Origin of the sequence: Streptomyces sp. NPDC051636, assembly GCF_044453765.1 — a bacterium.
Lineage (GTDB): Bacteria > Actinomycetota > Actinomycetes > Streptomycetales > Streptomycetaceae > Streptomyces.
Genome location: NZ_JBITDA010000004.1, coordinates 108475 through 132107, shown reverse-complemented (window position 1 = coordinate 132107; position 23633 = coordinate 108475). Strand labels below are relative to the sequence as shown.

At 72.8% G+C, this 23633-nt stretch carries 19 protein-coding genes, 1 tRNA gene and 1 pseudogene; 9 read left to right on the top strand and 12 right to left on the bottom strand.

The window, feature by feature from the left end; genetic code table 11:
* Positions 1 to 127: 127 nt before the first annotated feature.
* Positions 128 to 1078 carry a hypothetical protein gene (locus ACIBBH_RS10185; RefSeq protein WP_399403792.1) on the bottom strand — a complete coding sequence of 317 codons (951 nt, stop codon included), beginning with the start codon at positions 1076 to 1078 and terminating at the stop codon, positions 128 to 130.
* A complete protein-coding gene (locus tag ACIBBH_RS10180; protein WP_399403791.1) occupies positions 1075 to 1881 on the bottom strand; it encodes a phosphatase PAP2 family protein in 807 nt (268 codons plus the stop codon). The genes ACIBBH_RS10185 and ACIBBH_RS10180 overlap by 4 nt, the downstream gene beginning before the upstream one ends.
* A 235-nt stretch (positions 1882 to 2116) precedes the next feature.
* Here ACIBBH_RS10180 and ACIBBH_RS10175 point away from each other — a divergent pair, with 235 nt between their 5' ends.
* Complete coding sequence (locus ACIBBH_RS10175; protein WP_399403790.1) at positions 2117 to 2731, top strand: TetR/AcrR family transcriptional regulator C-terminal ligand-binding domain-containing protein; 615 nt, start codon at positions 2117 to 2119, stop codon at positions 2729 to 2731.
* Positions 2732 to 2893: 162 nt separating this feature from the next.
* Here ACIBBH_RS10175 and ACIBBH_RS10170 read toward each other — a convergent pair whose 3' ends face one another.
* A complete protein-coding gene (locus ACIBBH_RS10170; protein WP_399403789.1) occupies positions 2894 to 3859 on the bottom strand; it encodes a DUF2510 domain-containing protein in 966 nt (321 codons plus the stop codon).
* Positions 3860 to 4198: 339 nt separating this feature from the next.
* Between ACIBBH_RS10170 and ACIBBH_RS10165 the strand changes: the two genes are divergently transcribed.
* Entirely contained in the window at positions 4199 to 6883 is a 2685-nt protein-coding gene (locus tag ACIBBH_RS10165; RefSeq protein WP_399403788.1) for an ATP-binding protein, read from the top strand.
* 227 nt (positions 6884 to 7110) lie between these two features.
* Here the strand turns inward: ACIBBH_RS10165 and ACIBBH_RS10160 are convergent, their stop codons facing one another.
* Complete coding sequence (locus ACIBBH_RS10160) at positions 7111 to 8091, bottom strand: DUF3048 domain-containing protein (RefSeq protein WP_399403787.1); 981 nt, start codon at positions 8089 to 8091, stop codon at positions 7111 to 7113.
* A gap of 183 nt (positions 8092 to 8274) precedes the next feature.
* Between ACIBBH_RS10160 and ACIBBH_RS10155 the strand changes: the two genes are divergently transcribed.
* Complete coding sequence (locus ACIBBH_RS10155; RefSeq protein WP_399403786.1) at positions 8275 to 9465, top strand: zinc-dependent alcohol dehydrogenase; 1191 nt, start codon at positions 8275 to 8277, stop codon at positions 9463 to 9465.
* Positions 9466 to 9485: 20 nt separating this feature from the next.
* Here ACIBBH_RS10155 and ACIBBH_RS10150 read toward each other — a convergent pair whose 3' ends face one another.
* Together ACIBBH_RS10150 and ACIBBH_RS10145 are read right to left on the bottom strand one after the other, a co-directional pair.
* Positions 9486 to 10550, bottom strand: coding sequence for an ATP-dependent DNA ligase (locus ACIBBH_RS10150; protein ID WP_399403785.1), 1065 nt, complete (start codon positions 10548 to 10550; stop codon positions 9486 to 9488).
* A gap of 228 nt (positions 10551 to 10778) precedes the next feature.
* Positions 10779 to 11018 (bottom strand): hypothetical protein, encoded by a 240-nt coding sequence (locus tag ACIBBH_RS10145; RefSeq protein ID WP_399403784.1) that lies wholly within the window; start codon positions 11016 to 11018, stop codon positions 10779 to 10781.
* A gap of 663 nt (positions 11019 to 11681) precedes the next feature.
* Here ACIBBH_RS10145 and ACIBBH_RS10140 point away from each other — a divergent pair.
* Positions 11682 to 12026, top strand: a complete 345-nt coding sequence (locus tag ACIBBH_RS10140; protein ID WP_399403783.1) for a MerR family transcriptional regulator — start codon at positions 11682 to 11684, stop codon at positions 12024 to 12026.
* A gap of 279 nt (positions 12027 to 12305) precedes the next feature.
* A complete protein-coding gene (gene ligD / locus ACIBBH_RS10135) occupies positions 12306 to 13325 on the top strand; it encodes a non-homologous end-joining DNA ligase (protein ID WP_399403782.1) in 1020 nt (339 codons plus the stop codon).
* On the opposite strand, the gene ACIBBH_RS10130 is transcribed toward ligD, so the two are convergent.
* Entirely contained in the window at positions 13322 to 15448 is a 2127-nt protein-coding gene (locus ACIBBH_RS10130) for a HEAT repeat domain-containing protein (RefSeq protein WP_399403781.1), read from the bottom strand. The genes ligD and ACIBBH_RS10130 overlap by 4 nt on opposite strands.
* 199 nt (positions 15449 to 15647) lie before the next feature.
* On the opposite strand from ACIBBH_RS10130, the gene ACIBBH_RS10125 reads away from it, so the two are divergent.
* Positions 15648 to 16688: a LacI family DNA-binding transcriptional regulator gene (locus tag ACIBBH_RS10125; protein WP_399403780.1), complete on the top strand. Its 1041-nt coding sequence runs from the start codon at positions 15648 to 15650 to the stop codon at positions 16686 to 16688.
* 30 nt (positions 16689 to 16718) lie between these two features.
* Here the strand turns inward: ACIBBH_RS10125 and ACIBBH_RS10120 are convergent, their stop codons facing one another.
* On the bottom strand, positions 16719 to 17504 hold the full coding sequence (locus ACIBBH_RS10120; RefSeq protein ID WP_399403779.1) for a VOC family protein: 786 nt from the start codon (positions 17502 to 17504) through the stop codon (positions 16719 to 16721).
* 269 nt (positions 17505 to 17773) lie between these two features.
* Here ACIBBH_RS10120 and ACIBBH_RS10115 point away from each other — a divergent pair, with 269 nt between their 5' ends.
* Positions 17774 to 18019, top strand: coding sequence for a WhiB family transcriptional regulator (locus ACIBBH_RS10115; RefSeq protein ID WP_399403778.1), 246 nt, complete (start codon positions 17774 to 17776; stop codon positions 18017 to 18019).
* A 43-nt stretch (positions 18020 to 18062) separates the two neighbouring features.
* A tRNA-OTHER gene (locus ACIBBH_RS10110) sits at positions 18063 to 18134 on the top strand.
* A gap of 668 nt (positions 18135 to 18802) precedes the next feature.
* On the opposite strand, the gene ACIBBH_RS10105 is transcribed toward ACIBBH_RS10110, so the two are convergent.
* From ACIBBH_RS10105 to ACIBBH_RS10095, 3 genes are all read right to left on the bottom strand, one after another.
* Positions 18803 to 19777: an acyl-ACP desaturase gene (locus ACIBBH_RS10105; RefSeq protein ID WP_399403777.1), complete on the bottom strand. Its 975-nt coding sequence runs from the start codon at positions 19775 to 19777 to the stop codon at positions 18803 to 18805.
* Between the two features lie 241 nt (positions 19778 to 20018).
* Positions 20019 to 20795 (bottom strand): dimethylargininase, encoded by a 777-nt coding sequence (gene ddaH / locus ACIBBH_RS10100; protein WP_399403776.1) that lies wholly within the window; start codon positions 20793 to 20795, stop codon positions 20019 to 20021.
* A 137-nt stretch (positions 20796 to 20932) separates the two neighbouring features.
* Entirely contained in the window at positions 20933 to 22558 is a 1626-nt protein-coding gene (locus ACIBBH_RS10095) for an ABC-F family ATP-binding cassette domain-containing protein (RefSeq protein ID WP_399404029.1), read from the bottom strand.
* Between ACIBBH_RS10095 and ACIBBH_RS10090 the strand changes: the two are divergent.
* Positions 22461 to 22964: pseudogene (locus tag ACIBBH_RS10090) on the top strand (hypothetical protein); the annotation flags it as partial. The gene ACIBBH_RS10095 and the pseudogene ACIBBH_RS10090 overlap by 98 nt on opposite strands.
* Before the next feature lie 134 nt (positions 22965 to 23098).
* Here the strand turns inward: ACIBBH_RS10090 and ACIBBH_RS10085 are convergent.
* Positions 23099 to 23515 (bottom strand): SsgA family sporulation/cell division regulator, encoded by a 417-nt coding sequence (locus tag ACIBBH_RS10085; protein WP_399403775.1) that lies wholly within the window; start codon positions 23513 to 23515, stop codon positions 23099 to 23101.
* Positions 23516 to 23633: the final 118 nt, after the last annotated feature.

Below are 23633 nucleotides of genomic sequence, written 5' to 3'. Positions count from 1 at the left end.
GGGGGGGGCGGGCCCCCCGCCGGGCGCGGCCGGCGCGGGGGGGGGGGGTGGGGGGGGGGGGGGCGGGGGGGGGGGGGGGGGGCGCCCCCCCCCCCCCCCCCCCCCCCCCGCCGCCTTCGTGTCTGCACTAGAGCGGAGTGAGGCGTCCCGGCTCCGGCTGCCGGGGCACCAGGGCCGGTTCGAGCGACGCCGTCCCCGGCTCCAGCGCCAGGACGGCGGCCACGGGGTGCTCCTCGGCGCTCCCGAGCGCGGCGTCCGCCGCCGGTGTCACCCGGGTCAGCAGCACCACCCCCCAGGCGGCCAGCCCCGCCCCTGCCAGGGCCAGCAGGACGCCGGCCGCGCCGCCCTGGAGTCCCTGGCCGAGCAGGGTGAGCCCGATCACCGCGGCCGCGACCGGGTTGGCGAGGGTCACCACCGCCAGCGGGGCGCCGAGACCGCCTCGGTAGGCCGTCTGCGACAGCAGCAGGCCGCCCGTGGCGAACGCGGCGACGAGCAGCGCCACCAGGACCTCCCCGATGCCGAGCCCGGACCCGGAGTGGTCCGTCGCCGCCACCGTCACCGTCTGGGTGAGCGCCGACGCGACGCCCGAGGCGAAGCCGGACGCGGTCGCGTGCCGCAGGCCCGGCCGGGCGCCCGGCCGGGCCAGCACGCCGATCAGCGCCGCCGTCGTACCGGCGACCGCCAGCGCCTCCGGCAGACTCAGCACCTGCTCGGGCGCCGGACCCGAGGCGGTGACCAGCAGGGCGGCGAGCCCCAGCAGCGTGAGGGCGGTGCCCCGCCACTCGACCGCGCTGACCCGCCGCCCGGCGACCCGCGCCCCCATCGGCACCGCCGCGACCAGGGTGAGCGCCCCCAGCGGCTGGACCACCGTCAGCGGACCGTACTTGAGGGCCACGACGTGCAGCAGTGCGGCGCCCGCGTTCAGCCCGACCGAACACCACCACGCGCCGCTGCCGAGCAGCCGCGGCAGGCCCGCGCCGGAGTTGCGGGAGGCGAGGCGCTCCTGGGCGACGGCGGCCGCGGCATAGGCGACGGCCGAGACCAGGGACAGGGCGACGGCGACGAGATCGGCGTTCATCGGCCCGCTCCGATCAGGACCTGCTCCTCGGGGGCCACGAACGTCCGCCGGCGGCGCCTCGGCGTGCTCGCCGCGTACGCCGTGCGGTGCGGCGGGTGGATCAGCGCGAGCGCCACGCCGAGCATGGCCGTCGCCGCGATCGCGTCGAGCCAGTAGTGGTTCGCCGTGCCCACGATCACCAGCAGGGTCACCAGCGGGTGCAGCAGCCACAGCCGGCGCCAGCGCGAGCGGGTCGCCACGATCAGGCCGATCGCCACCATCAGGGCCCAGCCGAAGTGCAGCGACGGCATCGCCGCGTACTGGTTGGAGAGATGGTCGGTCCGCGGTGGACCGTATACAGAAGGCCCGTACACGCGCGCGGTGTCGACGAGTCCGGTGGCGGCCAGCATGCGCGGCGGGGCGAGCGGGAACGTGAAGGGCAGCACCAGGGCGGCGGCCGTGACCGCGGCGAGCACCCGGCGGGCCCAGACGTAGTGCGCGGGCCGCCGCAGGTACAGCCACACCAGGAAGGCCGCGGTGGCCGGGAAGTGGACGGCCGCGTAGTAGGTGTTCGCCAGGTGGACCGGGGTGTCGCCGTGCAGCAGCGCCGACTGCACCGCGCCTTCCCCCGGGAGGTGCACGGCCCTTTCCAGGTCCCACACGCGCCGGGCGTTGTGCAGGGCCTCGCCGGTGTGGCCCGTGGCCAGTTGCCGGCCGGCCTTGTAGACGAGGAAGAGCCCCGCGACGAGCAGGAGCTCACGGACGAGCGGCGGCCGCGCTATCGCGTCGGGCTCCGCTTCTGCAGGCTCGGTTCGGGCATTCATCCCCCGGCCCCTTCGCTGACGATGGTGCGAATTGATCGATACGCCTCCGTACCGATACGCCAGTGTACCGATACGCTTGGGTACCGGTACACTGGCGTATCGATTGACGTAGGACACACTGGATACAGGCTTTCGGCAGCTGCCGATGGAGCCGTCGCATACAGCGACGGAGATCGCATACACACGACGGCCGCCGCATACGAACGACCGCGACACAGGTGAGGGAGAAGAGCGCATGACGTCGCAGGCCGCGGACGAACCGGAGACGGTCGCCGCCTCGCGCCGCTCCAAGATCACGCCCGAGCGTGAGCGCGAGTTCTTCGACGCCGTGCTCGAGCAGATCCGCGAGTGCGGCTACGACTCCGTCACCATGGAGGGGGTCGCCGCCAGCACCCGGTGCAGCAAGTCCACGCTCTACCGGCAGTGGAAGACCAAGCCGCAGTTCGTCGCGGCGGCGCTGCGGGCCAGCCGCGAGGTGCGCTTCGCCGGCATCGACACCGGCTCGCTCGCCGAGGACCTGCGCCAGGCCGCGCGGGCCGCGGGGGACTGGTCGGGCAAGGACACCCGGCTGCTGCAGGCCCTCGGTCACGCGATCACGCAGGACCACGAGCTGCAGCAGGCGCTGCGCGAGGCGCTCGTAGACCCGGAGGTCGCCGCGCTCCAGGAGATCCTCCGGCGCGGTGTCGAGCGGGGCGAGGTGCGCGCCGGGCACCCGGCGCTGGAGTACGTGCCCGCGATGATGTTCGGAGTGCTGCGCGTGCGGCCCGTGCTGACCGGCCAGTACGCCGACTCCGACTATCTCCTCCGGTTCGTGGACGCCGCAGTGCTGCCCGCACTCGGGGTGACTTGAGACCCAGGCCGCCGTCCACGGGATGACTGGACGGTGACCTGCCTGCGCCGCACCCGTGGGGACGGGGGCGGCGCACACCCCGGCCGGGTGGGGTTCCCCTTGAGCGGAGGGGCGCCCCACCCGGCCGGCTCATGCGCCGGAGCGGATCAGCGGATCAGCGGATCAGACGTTCTGCCCGTTGCCGCCGCCGGAGGACACCTTGATGCCCTTGGTGATGGTGTCGATGACCGACACCTTCTGCCCGACGTCGACGCCGAAGCGCACCACGACGATCTGCTTCGAGCCCGAGGGCGAGGGGAAGGCGAGCGACTCGACATAGCCGTCGGCGCCCTTGCTCGTGACCGCCTTCCAGCGCACCAGGTAGCCCTCCTGCCCGGCGACGGTCACCGCCCTGGAGGCGAGCACCTGGTGGGAGGTGATGCTGCCGTAGGTGGTGCCGCCGTAGGACTCCTTGGCGTTCGCCGAGATGTCCGCCTTGGCGACCTCCTCGGCCGTGCCGCCCTCGGTGCCGAGGAGCAGCGCGGGCGCCGAGGAGGCGCCACCGGTGGTGCAGGTCTTGGAGGTGTCGCCGGGGCACTTGTAGGAGTCGTCGGAGGTCACCTGCGCGCCCGCGTTGAGCGCCTGCCCGGTCCAGCCGTCCGGTACGGGCATGCTGATGCCGTTGACCGGGTCGCTGACCGTGCCGCCACCCTCGATCTTCGGCGCCTCGGACTGGTCGGGCGAGGGCGACTGGCCGCCCGACCCGCCCCCCGTGCCGCCGCCTGGGCCGCCGAACGGGCCGCCCTGCCCGCCGGTGCCCTGCTGTGAACCGGCCCGGCCGTCGCCGCCGTTGCCGGAGAGCGCGTACACGCCGACCCCGATGCTCGCGAGTACCGCGGCCGCCACCGCGACGGCTATGCCCGTGCGCAGACCGCGCCGTGGACCGGCCGGCGGCTGGGCGGGATATACCGGGTAGGCCGGGTACGCCCCGACGGGCGGGGGCTGCGTCGGGGGACCCCATACGGCGGCCGACCCGGCGGGACGGGTCTGGCCCGTCCATGCCTTGCCGTCCCACCAGCGCTCGGTGGCGGGACCGTCACTTGTCTGCCCGGGGTCGGGGTACCACCCGGGAGGAGTCACCTGCGTCATGCCCCCACCGTATGAGGTGTCGGTGAAAGAGGGATGAGAGGACCCCTCCGGAGCACGCATGCCGTCCGCTCACCCCCCACCCGGATGCCCCGGACCCTGGATGGCCCTCGGTAACGTCAGCAGCCGGCGCCAGGACGCCCGCCTTCGGAAATCAGCTTCCCTTACGGACTGTTGACGGTCCGTCGGCTACCAACGGCTGGTCGGGGCCGGTGCACGTCGCCCCGCCGCACCGCCGTTCACCCGTCACGGCAACAGCTGCCCCGACCAGTCTCCACTCAGCCAACAGGACGGCTACGCTCGAGGTCTGTACGTCGTTCGGGCGACTTGGGGAGGTAACGGATGACGGAGGCACGGCCCCCTGCGGCCGCCTCGGCTTCCCTGTGGGAGCGCGACGCGGAGATCGCCACCGTCATGCAGGCGCTCGACGTCCTGTGCGCGGACCGCTCGTCCTCCGGGAGCCTGCTGGTGTTCCGGGGCGAGGCGGGCCTGGGCAAGACCGCGCTCCTTACCGAGATCCGCCGCGTCGCCGAACGCCGCGGCTGCACCGTGTGGTCCACCCGCGGCGGCGAGACACTGAGGTCCGTTCCCTTCAACGTGGTCCGGCAACTGCTGCAGCCCGCGCTGGTCTCGCTGCTGCCCGAGGAGGCCCGGGAATACCTCGGCGACTGGTACGACATCGCCGGCCCCGCCCTCGGCATAGCGGAACCCGGCGAGGGTCACGCCGACCCGCAGGGCGTCTGCGACGGACTGGTCGCCGCCGTCCGCAGGCTGGCCAGGCGGTGGTGGCCCCTCGTGCTGCTGATCGACGACGCGCACTGGGCCGACCAGGAGACCCTGCGCTGGCTCTCCGCGTTCGCCGAACGCCTCGACGACCTGTCCGTACTGGTCGTCGTCGCCCGCCGGCCCGGCGAGGTCAGCGGCGACAGCGCCCGCCACCTCGACACCGTTGCCGCCGCAGCGGGCCGCCCCGTCAACAACCTCAGCGCCCTCACCCCGGACGCGACCGCCGGCCTCACCCGCGCCACCCTGGGCCGGCACGCCGACGCCCCGTTCTGCCGCGAGGTCTGGGCCGTCACCGGCGGCAACCCGTACGAGACCGTCGAACTCCTCGCCAAGGTCCAGGACAGCGAGTTCGAACCGGTCGAGGCCCACGCCGGCGAACTGCGCGCCCTGAACCGTTCCGCCCGCGGCGGCGGACTCGTCGCCCGCCTGGAGGGCCTCGGCATCGACGCCACCAAGTTCGCCTGGGCGGCCGCCATCCTCGGCACCGGCATCACCGTGGACCTGGTCGCCCAGCTCGCCACCATGCGCGACGACGACGCCCGGCGCTGCGCCGAACAGTTGGTCGGCGCCCGCATCCTCACCGAACCCGACCCCGCCGCGCCCCGCGTCGACGACGGCGACCTGGAGTTCGTCCACCCGCTCATCGCCACCGCCGTCTACAACTCCATCCCGCCCGCGATGCGCACCGCCATGCACGGCATCGCCGCGCAGGTCGTCACCGAATCCGGCCGCGGTGCCGCCGCGGCCTCCCGGCACCTGCTGGAAGTGCACCCGGACGACGACGAGGAACTCGTCGAGCAGCTGCGCGAGGCCGCCCGCGAACACCTCGCCGTCGGCGCTCCCGACGCGGCCCGCCGCTGCCTGGAACGCGCGCTGATCGAACCGCCCAGGCCCGAGGTCCACGCGCACGTGCTGTACGAACTGGGCTGCGCCACCCTCCTGACCGCGCCCGCGACCACCATCGACCACCTGCAGACCGCCCTCGCCATGCCCGGCCTCGAAGGCGACAAACGCATCGACGCCGTCGTCCGTCTCTCCCAGGCCCTGCTCCACAACGACCAGTTGGAGGACGCCGTCCGCACCGTCGAGGCGGAGGCCGCCCGGCAGGAACCGGGGCCCGCCAAACTGCGGCTGCAGGCCGTGCACTACATGTGGGAGGGCATCCACGCCTCGGAGACGGCCACCCCCGGCCGCTCCGAGAACCTCGCCGCACTCGCCCGGACCTGCACCGGCCGGGACAACTCCGAGCGCGCCCTGCTCATCCTGCGCGGCTTCGACGCCCTGACCCACGGCGAGAGCGCCGAGGAGATCGTCGACCTGTGCGACCGGGCCCTCGTCAACGGCCGCCTCGCCCCCGGACTCGGCTGGACCGACACCGAGTGGGGCATCGAACTGCTGCTGATGCTGGCCAACTCGTACGCCTACACCGACCGCCTCGACCGCGCCGAGGCCCTCTACACGGAGGCCCTGCGCGTCTACGAGACCGCCGGCTGGAGCGGCGGCCACCTCGCCCTGGCCCACGCCTACCTCGGCTTCGGCCACCGCAGGCGCGGCCGGCTCCCGGAGGCGGAGGCGTCCCTGCGGAAGTCGCTGCGCATCGCCGAGCGGGTCGGCCGCGGCCTGCCCCTGTACTGGACGGCCACCTGCAACCTGGTCGACACGCTGCTCGCCCGCGGCCACGTCGAGGAGGCCTGGGAGGTCGCCGAACAGTACGGGTTCACGCCGCCGTACCCGTCCACCATCGTGCTGCCCGACCCGCGTTCCGTACGGGGCCGGCTGCTGCTCGCCGCCGGCCGCACCAAGGAAGGCATCAACGAACTGGAGGCCGCCGAGAAGGCGGCGGCCGCGCGCGGCCACCACAACCCCGTGATGGTCCCGTGTGCCGTCGACCTGGCCCGGGCACTGGCCAAGGAGGACCCGGCCCGCGCCGCCCAGCTCGCCACCGACGCCCGCCGGCAGGCCGAGCGGTTCGGCACGGACACCGCCATCGGCGAGGCCTTGCGCTGCGCCGCCGCCCTGGAGACCGGCCAGCGCGCCGTCCGCCTCGCCGCCCAGGCCGTGGCCTACCTGGAGGCCTCGCCCTGCCAGTACGAACACGCCGCCGCCCGCGTCGAGTACGGCATCGCCGCCCGCTCGGTCGCCGAACTCAACCGGGGCCTGGCCCTGGCACGGTCGTGCGGCGCGGACGGGCTGGTGGCGCGGGCTCGGGAAGTGCTGGAGACGGGGCGGGGGCTGCGGTAGGCGATGTCGTCGGTCGACCGTCTCGGTATCCGATCGACGGTGACTGTATGGGATCCCGGTATGCAATCGACCGATCGTATGCGATCTAGTATCCCATCGACGAAGATCGCATACAGTCCACCCGCGCCCCGCCCCCGACCGCCACCGTCACCCGGCGCCGTCCTCCTCCTCGGCGAGCACCCGCTGCGCCGTGGCGGACGCTCGCGCAGCCCTGAGCCCGGCGCCGGTCAACCGGCCGCCCGGGCGAAGACCACCCACACCTGGCCCGCCGCGAAGTTCAGCGGTGTGCCGTCCCCGACGGTGAAGTCCGTGCCGCCGGCCGCCGTCGCGCGCTTCCACCTCGCGTGGAACGCCTTGCCGTCGCGCAGCACCTCCGCCTTCCCCGATCCCACCGTCTCGGTGTACGGCGTGTGGTTGCCCAGCGCGTCGTGGTACGCCGAGTCGCGCACCCGCACGTACTGCACGACGACCGTCGCCGGGGCCACCGGCTTCCCGTCGGCCGTCACGGTGGGCGTGCCGTCCATCGCGACCAGCCAGCGGCTCCGCCCGGCGGACCAGGTGAAGGTGAACCGGGCCGCCGGGTAGCGCACGGTGCGCGTGGTCTCGGGGGTGCCGCCGGATGGGGCCGCGCCGTAGTGGAAGCCGGTGGTCAGCGCGGCGCTGCCCGGCGGGGAGGGCATCAGTGCGGCCGGGCGCAGGTAGAGGTTGTGGGGTGCTGCCCGGCCGGTGTCGCGGTAGTAGGCGTCGGCCGCGTTGCCGGGCGTCTCGCCGCGCAGGGGTGCCTGGCCGATCAGCGGCAGCAGCTTGTGCTGCGCTCCCGAGAAGGCGAGGGTCGGCCGGTCGAACTGGCGCAGGAGTTCGAGGTCGGACTCGCGGGCGCTGCGCACCGGCCCGACCGACTCGGGCAGCCGACTGGCGTACACCGCCATCAGGCGGCTCAGCCCGCCCTCGACCTGCTCGGCGTAGACGACGTCCGCGGCCCGCAGCCCTGTCTGCGGGCGGGCCGCGGACACGTTGTCGATCTTCACGGCGAGCACCGAGCCACTGCCGCCCGGCCGGGGCGTGGCGGATGGCCGGCTGTGGCCGTGGCCGTCGTCGGGGTGGTTCCCCGTCGTGCAGCCGGCCGCGAGTACGGCCGTCATCGCGGCGGCCAGCACCGCCGCCGCCGTTGCCGTGGTGACGCGTCGTCCGCGCGCTCTGTGCCGCATGCCCACCGTCGACACCCCCGTTCGTCGACACCCCGTTCCGTGCCTTCGATTGTGTGCTCATCGGTTCATCGGCGCACATGCCGATGGTGGTTCGGGCGGACCCCCGCGGGTACCCGGTCGCCGCCCAGAACCGAACGCTCAGGTGCGACAGACGCGCACACGCGACGGAGGGAGCGCGACGCGATGAAGGCAGTGACCTGGCAGGGCAAGCGGGACGTACGGGTGGAGGACGTGCCCGATCCCCGGATCGAGGAGCCGACCGACGCCGTCATCCGCCTGACGTCCACCGGGCTGTGCGGTTCGGACCTGCACCTGTACGAGGTGCTCACCCCGTTCATGACCCCCGGTGACATCCTCGGCCACGAAGCGATGGGCATCGTGGAGGAGGCCGGCCCGGAGGTGCCCGACCTCAGGCCGGGCGACCGGGTGGTGGTGCCGTTCCAGATCTCCTGCGGGCACTGCTTCATGTGCTCCGCCGGGCTGCAGACCCAGTGCGAGACCACCCAGGTCACCAGCGAGGGCATGGGCGCCGCCCTGTTCGGCTACACCCGGCTGTACGGCGCGGTGCCGGGCGCCCAGGCCGAGTACCTGCGTGTCCCGCACGCCGACTACGGCCCGATCAAGGTGCCCGAGGGCCCGCCCGACGACCGTTTCGTCTACCTCTCCGACGTGCTGCCCACCGCCTGGCAGGCGGTCGCGTACGCCGACGTCCCGCGTGGCGGCACCGTCGCCGTCCTCGGCCTCGGGCCCATCGGCGACATGGCCTGCCGGGTCGCCCAGGCGCGCGGCGCCGGGCGGGTGTTCGGCGTGGACCTGGTCCCGGAGCGGCTGGCCCGGGCCCGCAGGCGCGGCGTGGAGACGTACGACCTGCGGGACTTCGACAACGAGAAGGAACTGGTCGAGGCGATCCGCGACGAGACCGGCGGGCGCGGCCCCGACGCCGTGATCGACGCGGTCGGCACCGAGGCGCACGGCAGCGCGGCCGCCCGCCTCGTCCAGCAGGCCGCCGCGGTGATGCCCCGGAAGCTGGGCGGGCCCCTCGCGGAACGCTTCAGCGTCGACCGGCTCGCCGCCCTGTACACCGCCATCGACCTGGTGCGGCGCGGCGGCACGCTCTCCCTCACCGGCGTGTACGGCGGCATGGCCGACCCGATGCCGATGCTCACCCTCTTCGACAAGCAGATCCAGATGCGGATGGGCCAGGCCAACGTGCGCCACTGGAGCGGCGACATCCTGCCCTTCCTCACCGACGAGGACCCGCTCGGCGTCGACGAATTCGCCACCCACCGGGTGCCGCTCGCCGAGGCGCCGCACGCGTACGAGATGTTCCAGCGCAAGCAGGACGGCGCGGTCAAGGTCCTTTTCCAGCCCTGAGACTCCGCCTTCCCTGCGGGTTACGGCCCGAGGATCTCCCCGAGGTCGTAGCGCACCGGCTCCTCCAGCTGCGCGTACGTGCAGCTCTCCGGGGTCCGGTCGGGGCGCCAGCGGCGGAAGCGGGCCGTGTGCCGGAAGCGGGCGCCGTTCTCCATGTGGTCGTAGGCCACCTCGGCGACCCGTTCCGGCCTCAGCGGCACCCAGGACAGGTCCTTCTTGCCCGACCAGCGGCTGGGCGCCCCCGGCAGCCGGGCCGTCTCGTGCGCCGCTTCCTCGGACCAGGCCGCCCACGGATGCCCGGCCACGTCGTCCATCCGCAGCGCCTCAAGTTCCTCCACCAGCTCGGCGCGTTTCTTCATGGGGAACGCGGCGGACACGCCCACGTGCTGCAGGCGGCCCTGGTCGTCGTACAGGCCGAGCAGCAGCGAGCCCACCACGGGTCCGCTCTTGTGGAAGCGGTAGCCGGCCACCACGACGTCGGCGGTGCGCTCGTGCTTGACCTTGAACATCACCCGCTCGTCGGGCCGGTAGCGCAGGGTGAGCGGCTTGGCGATCACCCCGTCCAGTCCGGCTCCCTCGAACCGCTCGAACCACTGCCGGGCCACGTCGATGTCCGTCGTCGCCGGTGCCAGGTGCACGGGCGCGGTCACCCCGCCCAGTGCCTGGACGAGCAGCGCCCGCCGGTCGGTGAGCGGCACGTCCAGCAGGGACTCGCCGTCCAGCGCCAGCAGGTCGAACACCACGAGGGACGACGGCGTCTTCTCGGCCAGCATCCGCACCCGGGAGTCCGCCGGGTGGATGCGCTCGGTGAGGGCGTCGAAGTCGAGCCGCCCCTCCCGGGCGATGACGATCTCGCCGTCCAGCACACAGCGCTCCGGCACCCGCTCCTTCACCGCCGCCACCAGCTCCGGGAAGTACCTGGTGAGCGGCTTACCGGTACGGCTGCCGAGCTCGACCTCGTCCCCGTCGCGGAACACGATCGCCCGGAACCCGTCCCACTTCGCCTCGTACTGCATGTCCGGCGGGATGTCCGCCACCGACTTGGCGAGCATCGGCTTCACGGGCGGCATCACCGGCAGATCCATGCTCCGACTCTACGAGTCAACCATGGTGTCCGCCTGCTGTGCGCTGCGTCCGTCAAGGGGCGCGCTACCAGGGCGTTCGTTGCTGTCTGACCGCGGGGACGGAGCGCACGCGACGAGATCGGGGGCCCGAGCACTTCGGCGGCCGAACCGGCCTCTGACCGCGGCCGGCCCACGGGAAGGCCCCCACCCCGGTTCTCGGGGGCGGGGGCCGTTGCCTTGCGGAGCCAGCTACGAGACGCCGAAGAACGGCGCCAGCCACGTCGTCCAGACGTAATGCCCCAGCAGCCACACCACGATGACGGCGAGCAGCGCGAGTCCGGCCCACACGGGGCCGCCCATGACGGCCGCCAAGAGCCCGGCCGTGAACAGCACCACCCCCACGATCGTGATGACGACCACGAAGGCCCAGTCAGCAGCTGACCACGCCCCGACGTCGTCGGGAATGGCAAGTGAGGTGGAAGCGGCCAACCACATACGATCCCCCCGGATATAGGCGAATAGGTCATTGAATCGCAAACAGCCCTACCCGGGTAGCAAAACGGAGATGCTCGCCACGATGGGCAGCCGTGTGTGGCCGGGCGGGTCGAAGAGCACTTCGAGCACTGCCCGTGTAGGGACTCCGATGACGCGCCTGAGCGGTTCGACGGCCCGTGGTGGCACTCTTCCGGGTGTTGCGACAGAACTCCAGATATCGGCCGGTGAAGAAAATCTGTCATGGCGATGGTAGACATCGGCTCGTCGCAGGGTTACTGTTTTCGTCGTAACCAGGAAGTCGAAGAGGGTGCGGCAGAGACGAACTGCCGTACATGCAGGTCAAGCAGGACGCAGCCCCACAGGGGCCGCGAGCAGTACCCGCGGTATCCAGCAGTACAGCCGAGTAACCGAAAGTAAGGAGCAGACGCCATCAGGATCGCCCGGGCGAGGAAGAAGTCCGCTCGGGTACCGCAGGCCCCGGATTGGAAGGTGGTCCCCGGTCACGCATCCGCGATCCCCGCAGCCCCGCCCTCCCAGGCGGAACCTGCGGAAAGAGAAGGCCGGCGCAGTTGGCCGGTAGATGGTGTTGAAAGCTCGGGGCCCGGGTGCCAGCACGGCACCCGGGCCCCCCGACGCGTCCCCTGGAAGAAGAGGTCTATGCCCCCTCGCAGTACCCGCCCCGTCGCCCCTCTCGACGACGACGACTACCCCGCCTACACCATGGGCCGGGCCGCCGAGATGCTCGGCACCACCCCCGCCTTCCTCCGCGCCCTCGGCGAACACCGCCTGATCACCCCCCTGCGCTCCGAAGGCGGCCACCGCCGCTACTCCCGCTACCAGCTGCGCATCGCCGCCCGTGCCCGCGAACTCGTCGACCAGGGCACCCCGGTCGAGGCCGCCTGCCGCATCGTCATCCTCGAAGACCAGCTCCAGGAAGCCCAGCGCATCAACGAGCAACTGCGCACCCAAGGCGGCGAATCGCAGTCGAAGACCTCAGCCTGACCAGGACGCGGACGCCGGCGAACGAGGCCGGCGTCACAGGCCCGCACCGCCGCCTTGCGCCGGGCCCGCGGCTACGCACAGCACGGCATCACCACCTGCACGCAGCGCCTCCCAGACCTGCCACCGGCTCACCGGCGATCCCTGCGCTGTCCGAACCCGGGGAGTATGGCCTCTGACCTGTTTTTATGAGTTCCCCCGCAGACCATGCTCTGATTCTGCGGGCATACGTCCCGGACCACCCGGTGTGCGAGGTATGCGTGCTGCGCCTACCGTGGCCGCATGGGTGATGCGGTGGAACTGGACGTGGGCGGGCGGACCGTGCGGCTGTCCAGCCCGGACAAGGTGTTCTTCCCGGAGCGCGGTTTCACCAAGCTGGACCTCGCCCAGTACTACCGTGCGGTCGGCCCCGGCATCCTGCGCGCCCTGCGCGACCGCCCCACCACCCTGGAGCGCTACCCGGACGGCGTGACGGGCGAGTGGTTCTTCCAGAAGCGGGCGCCCAAGGGCATGCCCTCGTGGATCCCGACCGCGCACATCACCTTCCCCAGCGGCCGCAGCGCCGATGAGATGTGCCCCACCGAGGAGGCCGCCGTGGTGTGGGCCGCCCAGTACGGCACCCTCACCTTCCACCCCTGGCCGGTGCGCCGCACCGACGTCGACCGTCCCGACGAACTCCGCATCGACCTCGACCCGCAGCCCGGCACCGACTATGCCGACGCCGTCCGCGCCGCCCACGAACTGCGCGCCGTCCTCGACGAGTTCGGTGGCCTGCGCGGCTGGCCCAAGACGTCCGGCGGGCGCGGCCTGCACGTCTTCGTCCCCATCGCACCGCGCTGGACCTTCACCCAGGTACGGCGCGCCGCGATCGCCGTCGGCCGGGAGATGGAACGGCGGATGCCGGAGCACGTCACGATCAAGTGGTGGAAGGAGGAACGCGGCAGCCGCATCTTCCTGGACTACAACCAGACAGCACGGGACCGCACCATCGCCTCCGCCTACTCCGTACGGCCCCGCCCGCACGCCCCCGTCTCGGCACCCCTGCGCTGGGAGGAGGTGGGTGTCGCGCACCCCCGGGACTTCGACCTCGCGACCATGCCCGCCCGGTTCGCCGAGCTCGGTGACGTGCACGCCGACATGGAGGACCACGCCTTCTCCCTCGACGCCCTGCTCGAACTCGCCCGCCGCGACGAGCACGACCACGGGCTGGGCGACCTGCCGTACCCGCCCGAGTACCCGAAGATGCCGGGGGAGCCCAAGCGGGTGCAGCCGAGCCGGGCGCGGCGAGAGGAGCCCTCCTAACGCGGGCTGTCCTTGCCGTCGCCCCGCTCGCCGAGCCTGTCGAGGACGCGGCGGCAGTCCCGGAGGAGGGCCACGTCGGGGGAGACGTGGTAGCGCATGTTCCCCGGACTGCCGGTGTTGTTGTGGCGGCGCGGCGACGCCAGTTCGGCGCGTACCAGCGGCAGGGCGGGCGCTGCGGCCGGGCCCAGTTCGGCGAGGCAGGCGGCGATCTCGGGGCGTGTGCGAGGGGCCGCAGTCCACTGGGCGAGCAGCACCGGCAGTGCCTCGCCCACCTCGCCGGTCACCCGCCACAGCGCGATCGCCGCCCGCGCGGGCTCCGCACCGGCCGCGATCAGCTCCCGCAGCCGGGGTGCCAGCGGCGTGCCGGCCGGGCCGAGCGCCCCGGCCAGCCGCAGAGCGGCGGACCGCCGGATCCGCTGCCCGGACATCAGGGCGTCACCGGCGACCGTCAGCGCGGCCTCGGCGTCCCCGGCCACGGCCCACAGCGCCTCGGCGACGAACACGCGGTCCTCGTCGGACAGCGTGCCGCTCTCCCACAACTCCCGCACCTGCGGGGCTGCTCCGGCACCCCGGCGGCCGTACGCGGTGAGCGCCTCCAGTACCTCGCGGCGCGTGCAAGGGTTGTCCGTGCCGCTGAGGATGCCGGCGAGCAGCGGCACCGACCCGGGGTGGGCGAGCGTGCCCAGTCCCCGCAGAAGACGGCTCTGGGCGTCGCTGGGCACCCGGTGGTCGAGCGTGGCCAGCCTGTCGTGCAGCACCGGGCCCAGCGGGGCCGCCGCTTCGGTACCGAGCGCCTCGATCCACCCCGTGAGGTTTTCCGGCACCTCGATCTTCTCCAGGACGGAGGTGAGCGCGGGCACGACCCGCTCGTCGCCCTGGAGGGTCAGCACCTCGAACGCCATGCCGACCGCCGTGTCCCGCCAGGCCGTTGCGGTCTCGGGCTCCCGGTCCTCCCAGCTCTCGATGTAGGCCACCAGGCCGTCGGCCACGCGGTGCGAGACCGGTGCGGCATACCGCAGTTCGCCGAGGACCGTCTTGTGCAGGCGCACATCGTCCCCGGCGAGCAGCAGGGCGAGCGCCAGCACCGGCTCGTCGTCCGGGGCCCGCCATCCCGTCAGCAGCCGCCCGGCCATCCCGACGGCCTGGGCGCGCTGCACCCGGTCGGGACTGCGCAACTGGGCGACGAGCAGCGGGAAGCGCACGTCGACGCGGTCGCACAGCTGCCGGTGCAGCTCGGTGAGGAGCTCGTCCGTGTCGTCGATGCCAAGACTCCGGCGGTGCTCGGCGTGCAGTTCCCGCACGTGCGAGATCAGCGTGTCCGTGCGCGGCCGCTCCGGCTCGGCCGGCGGCGGCCCCAACTCCTTGGCCTCGCTGGCGAGTCGCATCACCCCCACGGCGATCTCCAGGGTGTCGTCCGGCAGATCACCGGGCGCGCGGCGCGCCAGCTGGATCAGCGCCGTCAGCCGCAGCTCGGGATCGGGCGTGCCGGACACGACGTCCCGCAGGGCGCGGCCCGCCTCGTCGCCGAGGACACCGGCGTGCTTGACGGCCAGCGTGCCCAGGGCGTGCACCAGGGACAGCGCCGCCTCGGGGTCGGGCTCGACGGCCAGCCGCTCGCTCAGGGCGCCGAACACCCGCACCGGATCGGGGTGCAGCTGCGCCAGCGTGCCCGGCAGCGCGGCCCGCACCTCCGGGTCCGGATCGTCCAGCAGCTCCAGGAAGACGCCCGCACGGGCCTGGACCATCACCTGGGCCTCGCGGTGGTGCCGGAGCCAGTCCTCGCCCTCGTCGTCGTCCTCGCCCTCGTCGAAGGCGGGCGCAGGGTCGTCGAACTCGTCGTCGTCCGGCCGGCCCGCGATGCTGCGCAGCAGTCCGACGACGGCGCCCCGGTCGGCCACCGCGCGGGTCGTCACCAGCTCGAACAGGAACGGTATGCAGGCGACCGTGCTGTCGTAGACATCACCTTGGTGGTGCACCGCGCCGTACATCCCGTCCAGCGCGATCTCCCGCCGCGCCGGATCGTCCGACGCCAGCCCCCACAGCAGGTCCGGCACATCCGTCGCCGAGTCGGTGTACGCATGCCCCAGCGACGCCCAGTCGACCTCGTCGATCCCCGTGAACACCTTGTCGCCCCCTTGCCGGTGGCGCGCGGTCCGCCACTGATCACAGCATGCCGCACGCCACTGACAACGGCCCCGACGACGGGTCACGGGTCGACGGTGCCGCCCCGCAAGCGGATTCCGCCGACGGGAGAGCGCTCTCACCAGGGTCTCCGCGCCGGGCTATCCTGATCCGCACCCCCGCCCGGTGAGGAGCCCCGAAGTGACCGAGACAGCGCCGCGTCCCACGCTGGAGGCCGTGGCTGCCCGGGCCGGGGTGTCACGGGCCACCGTGTCGCGGGTCGTCAACGGCGGGGACGGGGTCCGGGAGCCCCTCGTCGCGCGGGTCCGGCGGGCGGTCGAGGAACTCGGCTACGTCCCGAACCAGGCGGCGCGCACCCTGGTGACGAAGCGGCACGACGCCGTCGCCGTCGTCATCGCCGAACCGGAGACCCGGGTCTTCGCCGACCCCTTCTTCGGGCTGCAACTGCGCGGCATCAGCAAGGAGCTGACCGCGCACGACAACCAGCTGGTGCTGCTGCTGACGGAGGGCAGGGACGACCACGCGCGCGTGGCCCGGTATCTCGCCGGCGGGCACGTCGACGGCGCGCTCGTCTTCTCCCTGCACCTCGACGACCCGCTGCCCGGGCTGATCCAGGGTGCCGGCGTGCCCACCGTGTTCGGCGGGCGGCCCGGGTGGAGCGACGGGACGCGCAGTGCCGTGTTCGTCGACAGCGACAACCGGGGCGGGGCCCGTACCGCCGTACGTCATCTCGTCGGCCTCGGCCGCGGGCGGATCGCGCACATCACCGGCCCCCTCGACCAGACGTCGGCAGCCGACCGGCTCGACGGCTACCGGGACGTCATGGGCGACGCCGACCCCCGGCTGATCCTCGAGAGCGATTTCACCCCGGCCGGCGGCGAGCGGGCGATGCGGGAACTCCTCGACCGCTGCCCGGACGTGGACGCCGTCTTCGCCGCCAACGACCTCGCCGCATCCGGCGCCCTGCGCGTGCTGCGCGAGCGGGGGCGGCGGGTGCCCGACGATGTCGCGGTGATCGGCTTCGACGACATGCTGCCCGTCGCCGAGCACACCGACCCGCCGCTGACGACCGTCCGCCAGGACATCGAGGAGATGGGCCGGTTGATGGCCCGCCTGCTGCTGCGCGGCCTGGACCGCCGCACCGGCGACGAGGCGACCGCGGACGGCGCGCCGGCCGGTGTCGTCCTGCCGACGACACTCGTGCGACGCGCCTCCGCGTAGGTGCGGCGCGCAGGTGCGTAAAAGGATGTCTCAGCTCTGCGGCGGCGTGCTCTTGATCACCGCGAAACGCGCGCTGTACGGATCGGCGAGCTGGGCCATGCGGCCGACGCCCTCCATGTCCGTGGCGGGCATGCGCACCGTGCCGCCCAGCTCCTGCGCCCTGGCGACGACGGCGTCCGCGTCCTCGACCTCGAAGTACGGCAGCCAGCACGGCCCGGTCTCCGCAGGGGCGACGGCGAGCGGGACGATGCCGCCGAACATCGCGTCCTCGCCGGCACCGGACGGATTGACGCAGGTGTAGGTGCCGCCGGGGAACGGCACGGCCGAGGTCTCCAGGCCCAGCACCTGGTGGTAGAAGGCCGCGGCGGCCGCCTCGTCCGGGGTGTACAGCTCCACCCAGCACAGCGAACCCGGTTCGCCCGCCACGTCCACGCCCTTGGTCTGCCCGGGCTGCCAGATGCCGAACGGCACGCCCGCCTGGTCGGCGAGGACCGCCATGTGACCCTGCCCCATCACGTCCATCGGCTGGACAAGGATCCTGCCGTGCGCCTGCTCGGCGGCCTTGGCGGTGGCCTGTGCGTCCGCGCTCCGGAAGTACACGGTCCAGGACGGCGGGCCCTGCTCGGGTGTGGTCTGCATACCGCCGGCGACGGTCCTGCCGTCCAGTTGGAAGAAGCCGTAGCCGCCGGCCTCGGGCCCCGCCGACTGGAACCGCCAGCCGAAGAGACCACCGTAGAAGGAGACGGCGCCGTCGATGTCAGGGGTGCCGACATCGATCCAGTTGGGGGCGCCGTCGACGAAACGGGTGGTGAGCATGTTCGCCCTCCTCGGAAGGGTCCCGTTGTCTGCACTGCCGAGTCTGGCACCGCCCACTGACAACCGCTGCCGGAACGCCGCCGCCCGCCGCACCCGCCCCGCGATCACGCTGGGTGACCTTGTATGTTCGCCCAGTCCTCCGCCGGGCTGCGCGCGCCGCCGTGCGCCGGTGCCCGCGCGGGAGCATCATCGGGGCGGCCGGAGGCCTTGAACGCCCCGTTGAACCGGCGTTGATCGAACGTTTTTCGCCGTCCGGAACGATCCTGGCCATGCACATCGAAACGATCACCCCGGCCGACACCGCCTGGCAGGCGCAGGCGCTGTGCGCGCAGACCGGGGCGGACTTCTTCTTTCCGGAGCCGGGCAGCTCGGTGCGCGAGGCGAAGCGCATCTGCGGCATGTGCGAGATGCGCCCGGCCTGCCTGGAGTACGCGCTCAGCAACGACGAGCGCTTCGGCGTGTGGGGCGGCCTGTCGGAGAAGGAACGGCTGGAACTCAGGCGTACGTTCCCCTGAACCGCCCGAGCGGCAGCCGTGCGGTTGGGATCCGGGGGCGCATCCGGACGTAGCGCAGAGGCAGGCGCGCGCCTTGGCAAAGGCGGACACGCCGGTTCGAATCCGGTCGGCCGGGTGCGCTCGCGAGGTCCCGTAGAGCAGAGGCAGACCCGGCCGCCCCGCCCCGGCGCCGGTACCGCTCAGGCGATCGCGCCCGCGGTCACCACGAGCTCCGGGGTGTTCCGGTGGAACGTGTCGATCAGCTGGACCAGCTGATCCACAGCGTCACGGAGGCCGGCAGCCCGCCCGCCCGCAGCCACGGGCGCTGCATCCGGTGCCGGGTCACGTCGGGGTCTTCGGGTCCGGGCAGACCGGTCCGCGCCCGGACTCGTCCGGCGGTCTCCTCGTCGATCAGGCGAGCAGGAAACCGACCGCCTGTTCCGCCCTGCTGTTGCCACGCATGGCGGCATGATGCCGCAGTCCTCCGACAGCGCGCACCGGTACAGGGGCGCGCTCCGCGCACGGGCCGGGCAGCGTCCGCGGAGCGCCGCGGCAAGCCCGTCGGCCGGTTCCTGACTCGCGCAGTGCCCCCTGCCGGGCGCCCCGCAGCCCGGCGGTGGCTCGCGCCGCGACCCGTGCCGGGCGGGCGCGTCACCGTCCGCCGGTCGGTTCCCGGCCCACGCGCGTGTCCGGCAGGCTCCTGGCCCGCCCCATGTGCCACGCAGGACGCGCGTCCGCAGCCCGTCGACCCGCTCCCGGCCCCGTGCCACGCCCCGCTCCCGGAGCGGGCCGCTCAGGCCCCGCTCAGGCGCCCGCCCGCGCCGCCATCCGGGCCTTCCGCGCAGCCAGCTTCTCGTCGAACTTCGAGGCCTCCGCGTCCAGGCCGCCCATGAACAGCCCCAGTTCCTCCTGCGCCTGGAGCCCCTCCGGGCCGAGGCCGTCGATCTCCGTGACCTTCAGGAAGCGCAGGACGGGCTGGAGTACGTCGTCGTGGTGGATGCGCATGTTGTAGACCTCGCCGATGGCCATCTGGGCCGCCGCCCGCTCGAAGCCGGGGATGCCGTGGCCGGGCATGCGGAAGTTCACGACCACGTCCCGCACCGCCTGCATGGTGAGGTCGGGGGCGAGCTCGAAGGCCGCCCTGAGCAGGTTGCGGTAGAAGACCATGTGGAGGTTCTCGTCGGTCGCGATACGGGCCAGCATGCGGTCGCAGACCGGGTCGCCGGACTGGTGGCCGGTGTTGCGGTGCGAGATGCGGGTCGCGAGCTCCTGGAAGGCGACGTAGGCGATCGAGTGCAGCATCGAGTGCCGGTTGTCGGACTCGAAGCCCTCGCTCATGTGCGCCATGCGGAACTGCTCGAGCTTGTCCGGGTCGACCGCGCGCGAGGTGAGCAGGTAGTCCCGCATCACGATGCCGTGCCGGCCCTCCTCGGCGGTCCAGCGGTGCACCCAGGTGCCCCAGGCGCCGTCCCGCCCGAACAGCGAGGCGATCTCGTGGTGGTAGCTGGGCAGGTTGTCCTCGGTCAGCAGGTTGACGACCAGGGCGATCCGGCCGATCTCCGTGACCTTCGACTGCTCCTTGTCCCAGGCCTCGCCGTCCTCGAAGAGGCCGGGGAAGTTACGGCCGTCGCTCCACGGGACGTACTCGTGCGGCATCCAGTCCTTGGCGACCTGCAGATGCCGGTTCAGTTCCTTCTCGACCACTTCCTCCAGCGCGTACAGCAGCCGCGCATCGGTCCATACAGACGGGCTGCCGAGGTGAGGGGAAGTGATCGTCATGGAGACTCCAGGGGGACGACTGACAGGGAGGTGGAGGAACCCCGAGTTGATCGGGGACGGCCCGGCGAGCGGTGCCAGGAACCTACGAGATCGTAGGCTACGAACCCGTAGGTTACGAAGCCGTAGGTTAAGGGTGGCGTAAAGATTGCTGATCAGGCTGCGTTGCCCTGCCGTACGAGGCCGGCCGAACAGCCCCAGGAGGTGCAGGTCCCAGGGCTGGAGGGACGAACGGATCATCCGGTCACGCGTACAACTCCCGCAGCCGCACCGAGAGGCATGTCACACAGCCCTCGAGCTTCTCGAACTCGCCGATGTCCACGGTGACCACCTCGTGGCCGAGGTCGGTGAGCAGCTCGGCCGTCTTCGGCGCGCCGGCCGACATCAGCAGCTTGTGGCCGCCGAGCAGCACCACGTGGGCGCCGGCCTCCTCCGGCACCGACAGGAAGCCCGGGAACAGTGAGGGCCGGTCCACGTTCGGGATGTGCCCGAGCACCGTCCCGTCGGGCAGCGCGGTGACCGCCGACTTCAGGTGCAGCACCTTGTTCACCGGAACGGCGACCACCCGGGCGCCCAGCGGCTCGAAGGCGGCCCGCAGTTGCTGGACGCCGGCCGCGTTGGTGCGCCCGCCCCGGCCGACGTAGATGGTGTCGCCGACCTTCAGCACGTCGCCGCCGTCCAGCGTGCCCGGCTCCCATATCCAGTTCACCGAGCAGCCGAGCCGGGCCACCGCCTCCTCCACCCCGGCGGTCTCGTCGCGCCGGGACGCGGCGCCGGGCCGGGTGATCAACGCCACGTTCCGGTACATGACGACGGTGTCCTCGACGAACACGGAGTCCGGGCAGTCGTCGGCCGGGTCCACCTCGATCGTCTCCCAGCCGTGCGTGCGCAGCGCCTCGACATAGGCCTCCCACTGCTCGACGGCGAGCCCCACGTCGACCTTCTCCCGCTCGATGTGCGTCACCAGGCCTTCGGCGAGGCGCGGGCTGGGGCGGCGGACGAGGGCCTTCTTGCTGGGCACGAGGGGTCTCCGTATCGGCGGGGCGGTCCGGCGCCCATTTTTTGCGGCGCCGGTCCGCCATCATGCAGGGCCGGTGCGTGACGGCAAAACCCTCGCCGACCGGCTGTGCCCCTCCTGAGACGCTCCGGCCGCGCGCGCTACACCGGTTTCCCGAGGGCCTCCGGGGTGGTCTCCCGCAGTTCCCGTCCTTCCATCAGCAGCCAGCGCGTGATGCCGAGCGAGGACAGGAACGGCAGGTCGTGACCGGCCACCACCAGCGCGCCCTCGTACGACTCCAGGGCCGTCGTCAACTGGCGCACGCTCGCCATGTCGAGGTTGTTCGTCGGCTCGTCGAGCAGGAGCAGCTGCGGCGCGGGCTCGGCGAGCATCAGCGCGGCCAGGGCCGCCCGGAAGCGCTCGCCGCCGGAGAGCGTCGCCGCCCGCTGGTCGGCGCGGGCGCCCCGGAACAGGAAGCGGGCCAGGCGGGCCCGGATCCGGTTGTTGGCGGCGCCCGGCGCGAACCGGGCCACGTTCTCGGCGACGGTCAGCTCACCGTCCAGGACGTCCAGCCGCTGCGGCAGGAACCGCAGCGGGACGTGCGCCGCCGCCTCGCCGGCCACCGGCGTCAGCTCCCCGGCGATCGTGCGCAGCAGCGTCGACTTGCCCGCGCCGTTGCGCCCGACGAGGGCCACCCGCTCCGGGCCGTGCAGCTCCAAGGTGCCCTGGACCCGCGCCCCGTACGCCAGTTCCAGGTCTCGCAGCGTGAGGACGCCCCGGCCGGGGGGTACGGCCGTGTACGGCAGGTCGACGCGGATCTCGTCGTCGTCCCGTACGGCCTCCACCGCCTCGTCCAGCCGCTCCCTGGCCTCGGCGAGCTTCTCCTCGTGCATGATGCGGTGCTTGCCCGCGGACTCCTGCGCCGCGCGCTTGCGCGCCCCCATGACGATCTTGGGTTCGCGTTTGCTGTCCCACATCTTCTGCCCGTACCGCTTGCGGCGGGCCAGCTTCACCTGGGCGTCGGCCAGTTCGCGCTTCTGTTTGCGGAAGTCGGCCTCGGCGACGCGCACCATGCGCCCGGCCGCCTCCTGCTCGACGGCGACGGCCTCCTCGTACGCCGAGTAGTTCCCGCCGTACCAGGTGATCTCCCCGGCGCGCAGGTCGGCGATCTGGTCGACCAGGTCGAGGAGTTCGCGGTCGTGGCTGACGACGACCAGCACGCCCGGCCAGGCCGCGACGGCCGAGTACAGCCGCCTGCGGGCGTACAGGTCGAGGTTGTTGGTGGGCTCGTCCAGAAGCAGTACGTCGGGCCGGACGAGCAGCAGGGCGGCCAGGCGCAGCAGCACCGACTCGCCGCCCGAGACCTCGCCGACACTGCGGTCCAGGCCGAGGTGGCCGAGGCCGAGCTCGCCGAGGGCCGCCAGGGCGCGCTCCTCGACGTCCCAGTCGTCGCCGAGGGTCTCGAAGTGCTCCTCGGCCGCGTTGCCCGCCTCGATGGCGTGCAGCGCGGCCCGCCGGGCGGCGACGCCGAGCGCCTCGTCGACGCGGAGCGCGGTGTCCAGGGTGACGTTCTGGGGCAGGTAGCCGATCTCGCCGGCCACCCGGACGGCGCCGTCGGCCGGGGCGAGCTCACCGGCGATGAGCTTCAACAGGGTCGACTTTCCCGATCCGTTGACGCCGACCAGCCCGGTGCGGCCGGGGCCGAATGCGGCGTCGAGGCCGTCGAAGACGGCGGTGCCGTCGGGCCAGGCGAAGGACAGGGACGTACAGGTGAGGGAAGGAGACATACGGGCCTCGCGGTTGCTGGGTGCGGTCAGGGCGAACGCGGGTCGAGACACCGCGGGGCGGCAACCGTGTGGCCGGGGAGGGGCTCAGCCCTGTGCCGGAGGACGGCTCGGACGCCGAGGTCGCACGCGCGCGTACCCACCTCAGGTGGGGCGCGGTGTCTCAGGACCTCAGACGAGCAACGTCCTTCTCCGATCGACGGCAACAGAACCGCTGTACACCGTAGGAGGGCGGGTGGTGGCCGTCAACGGAATTCCGGGGGCTCACCTGTTCGTCCCCGGGGCCGTCGGCCCGGAGGCGGTAACGGCGCTCGCCGACGGAATCGACGGGCCGCTCAACGTGCTGACGGGCGCGGGCGCGCCCCCGGTCGCCGAGCCGCCCGCGCTCGGCTTCGCCCGGGTGAGCACGGGCTCGGGCCTGGCCCAGGCGGCGTACGCCGTGGCCCGCCGCGCCGCGCGGGAGCTGCTGGACGCGGGGACCCAGGGGTCGCCGGCCGACGGGCTCGACTACGGCGAGCTCGACGCGCTCCTGGCACAGGGGCGTCAGCAGGCGTCCCGCATCAGCTCCGCCAGGCCGTGGTCGAGGTCGAGCTGGAGGTGCTCCAGGCCGGCGGGCACCAGGTCGTTCGTCGCCTGCAGGAAACGGCGGATCTCACCGCTGCGCACGTGCACGACGGCGGTGCCCTCGGGGGCGTGGAACTCCAGGACGGTGCGGTCGTACCCGTACGGCCGCACCCGTACGTCGCCGTGGCCGTCCGGGACCTCGAGGCCGGCTGTCAGCAGCTCGCGGGCGAAGGTCCAGCAGACCTCGACGCCCTCCAGGGTGGCCGGGGCGGGGAAGGTCATGCGGACGGCGAACGGGTCGCGCCGGTCGTAGCGCAGTGTGGCGGGAATGCTCTGCATGCGCGGTGCGGCGGCGACGAGGCGGGCCTCTACGGGCTGCTCGATGACGGTGGACAACGCCTTGCTCCCTCGTGACGGCTGGACGAAGTTCCGGGCTGTGAGACCTGGCACTGGAAGAGACGACGGAATCGGCCACTCCGTGCACACGTGTCTCTAGTGACCTCAGTCACCGCGT

What these genes read in the sequence shown, in the direction of transcription:
- ACIBBH_RS10170 (WP_399403789.1), bottom strand. Translation starts at nt 3,859, where the DNA reads ATGACGCAGGTGACTCCTCCCGGGTGGTACCCCGACCCCGGGCAGACA.
- ACIBBH_RS10185 (WP_399403792.1), bottom strand. Translation starts at nt 1,078, where the DNA reads ATGAACGCCGATCTCGTCGCCGTCGCCCTGTCCCTGGTCTCGGCCGTC.
- ACIBBH_RS10150 (WP_399403785.1), bottom strand. Translation starts at nt 10,550, where the DNA reads ATGGATCTGCCGGTGATGCCGCCCGTGAAGCCGATGCTCGCCAAGTCG.
- ACIBBH_RS10115 (WP_399403778.1), top strand. Translation starts at nt 17,774, where the DNA reads ATGCACATCGAAACGATCACCCCGGCCGACACCGCCTGGCAGGCGCAG.
- ACIBBH_RS10120 (WP_399403779.1), bottom strand. Translation starts at nt 17,504, where the DNA reads ATGCTCACCACCCGTTTCGTCGACGGCGCCCCCAACTGGATCGATGTC.
- ACIBBH_RS10140 (WP_399403783.1), top strand. Translation starts at nt 11,682, where the DNA reads ATGCCCCCTCGCAGTACCCGCCCCGTCGCCCCTCTCGACGACGACGAC.
- ACIBBH_RS10160 (WP_399403787.1), bottom strand. Translation starts at nt 8,091, where the DNA reads ATGCGGCACAGAGCGCGCGGACGACGCGTCACCACGGCAACGGCGGCG.
- ACIBBH_RS10175 (WP_399403790.1), top strand. Translation starts at nt 2,117, where the DNA reads ATGACGTCGCAGGCCGCGGACGAACCGGAGACGGTCGCCGCCTCGCGC.
- ACIBBH_RS10165 (WP_399403788.1), top strand. Translation starts at nt 4,199, where the DNA reads ATGACGGAGGCACGGCCCCCTGCGGCCGCCTCGGCTTCCCTGTGGGAG.
- ACIBBH_RS10105 (WP_399403777.1), bottom strand. Translation starts at nt 19,777, where the DNA reads ATGACGATCACTTCCCCTCACCTCGGCAGCCCGTCTGTATGGACCGAT.
- ACIBBH_RS10180 (WP_399403791.1), bottom strand. Translation starts at nt 1,881, where the DNA reads ATGAATGCCCGAACCGAGCCTGCAGAAGCGGAGCCCGACGCGATAGCG.
- ACIBBH_RS10095 (WP_399404029.1), bottom strand. Translation starts at nt 22,558, where the DNA reads ATGTCTCCTTCCCTCACCTGTACGTCCCTGTCCTTCGCCTGGCCCGAC.
- ACIBBH_RS10155 (WP_399403786.1), top strand. Translation starts at nt 8,275, where the DNA reads ATGAAGGCAGTGACCTGGCAGGGCAAGCGGGACGTACGGGTGGAGGAC.
- ligD (WP_399403782.1), top strand. Translation starts at nt 12,306, where the DNA reads ATGGGTGATGCGGTGGAACTGGACGTGGGCGGGCGGACCGTGCGGCTG.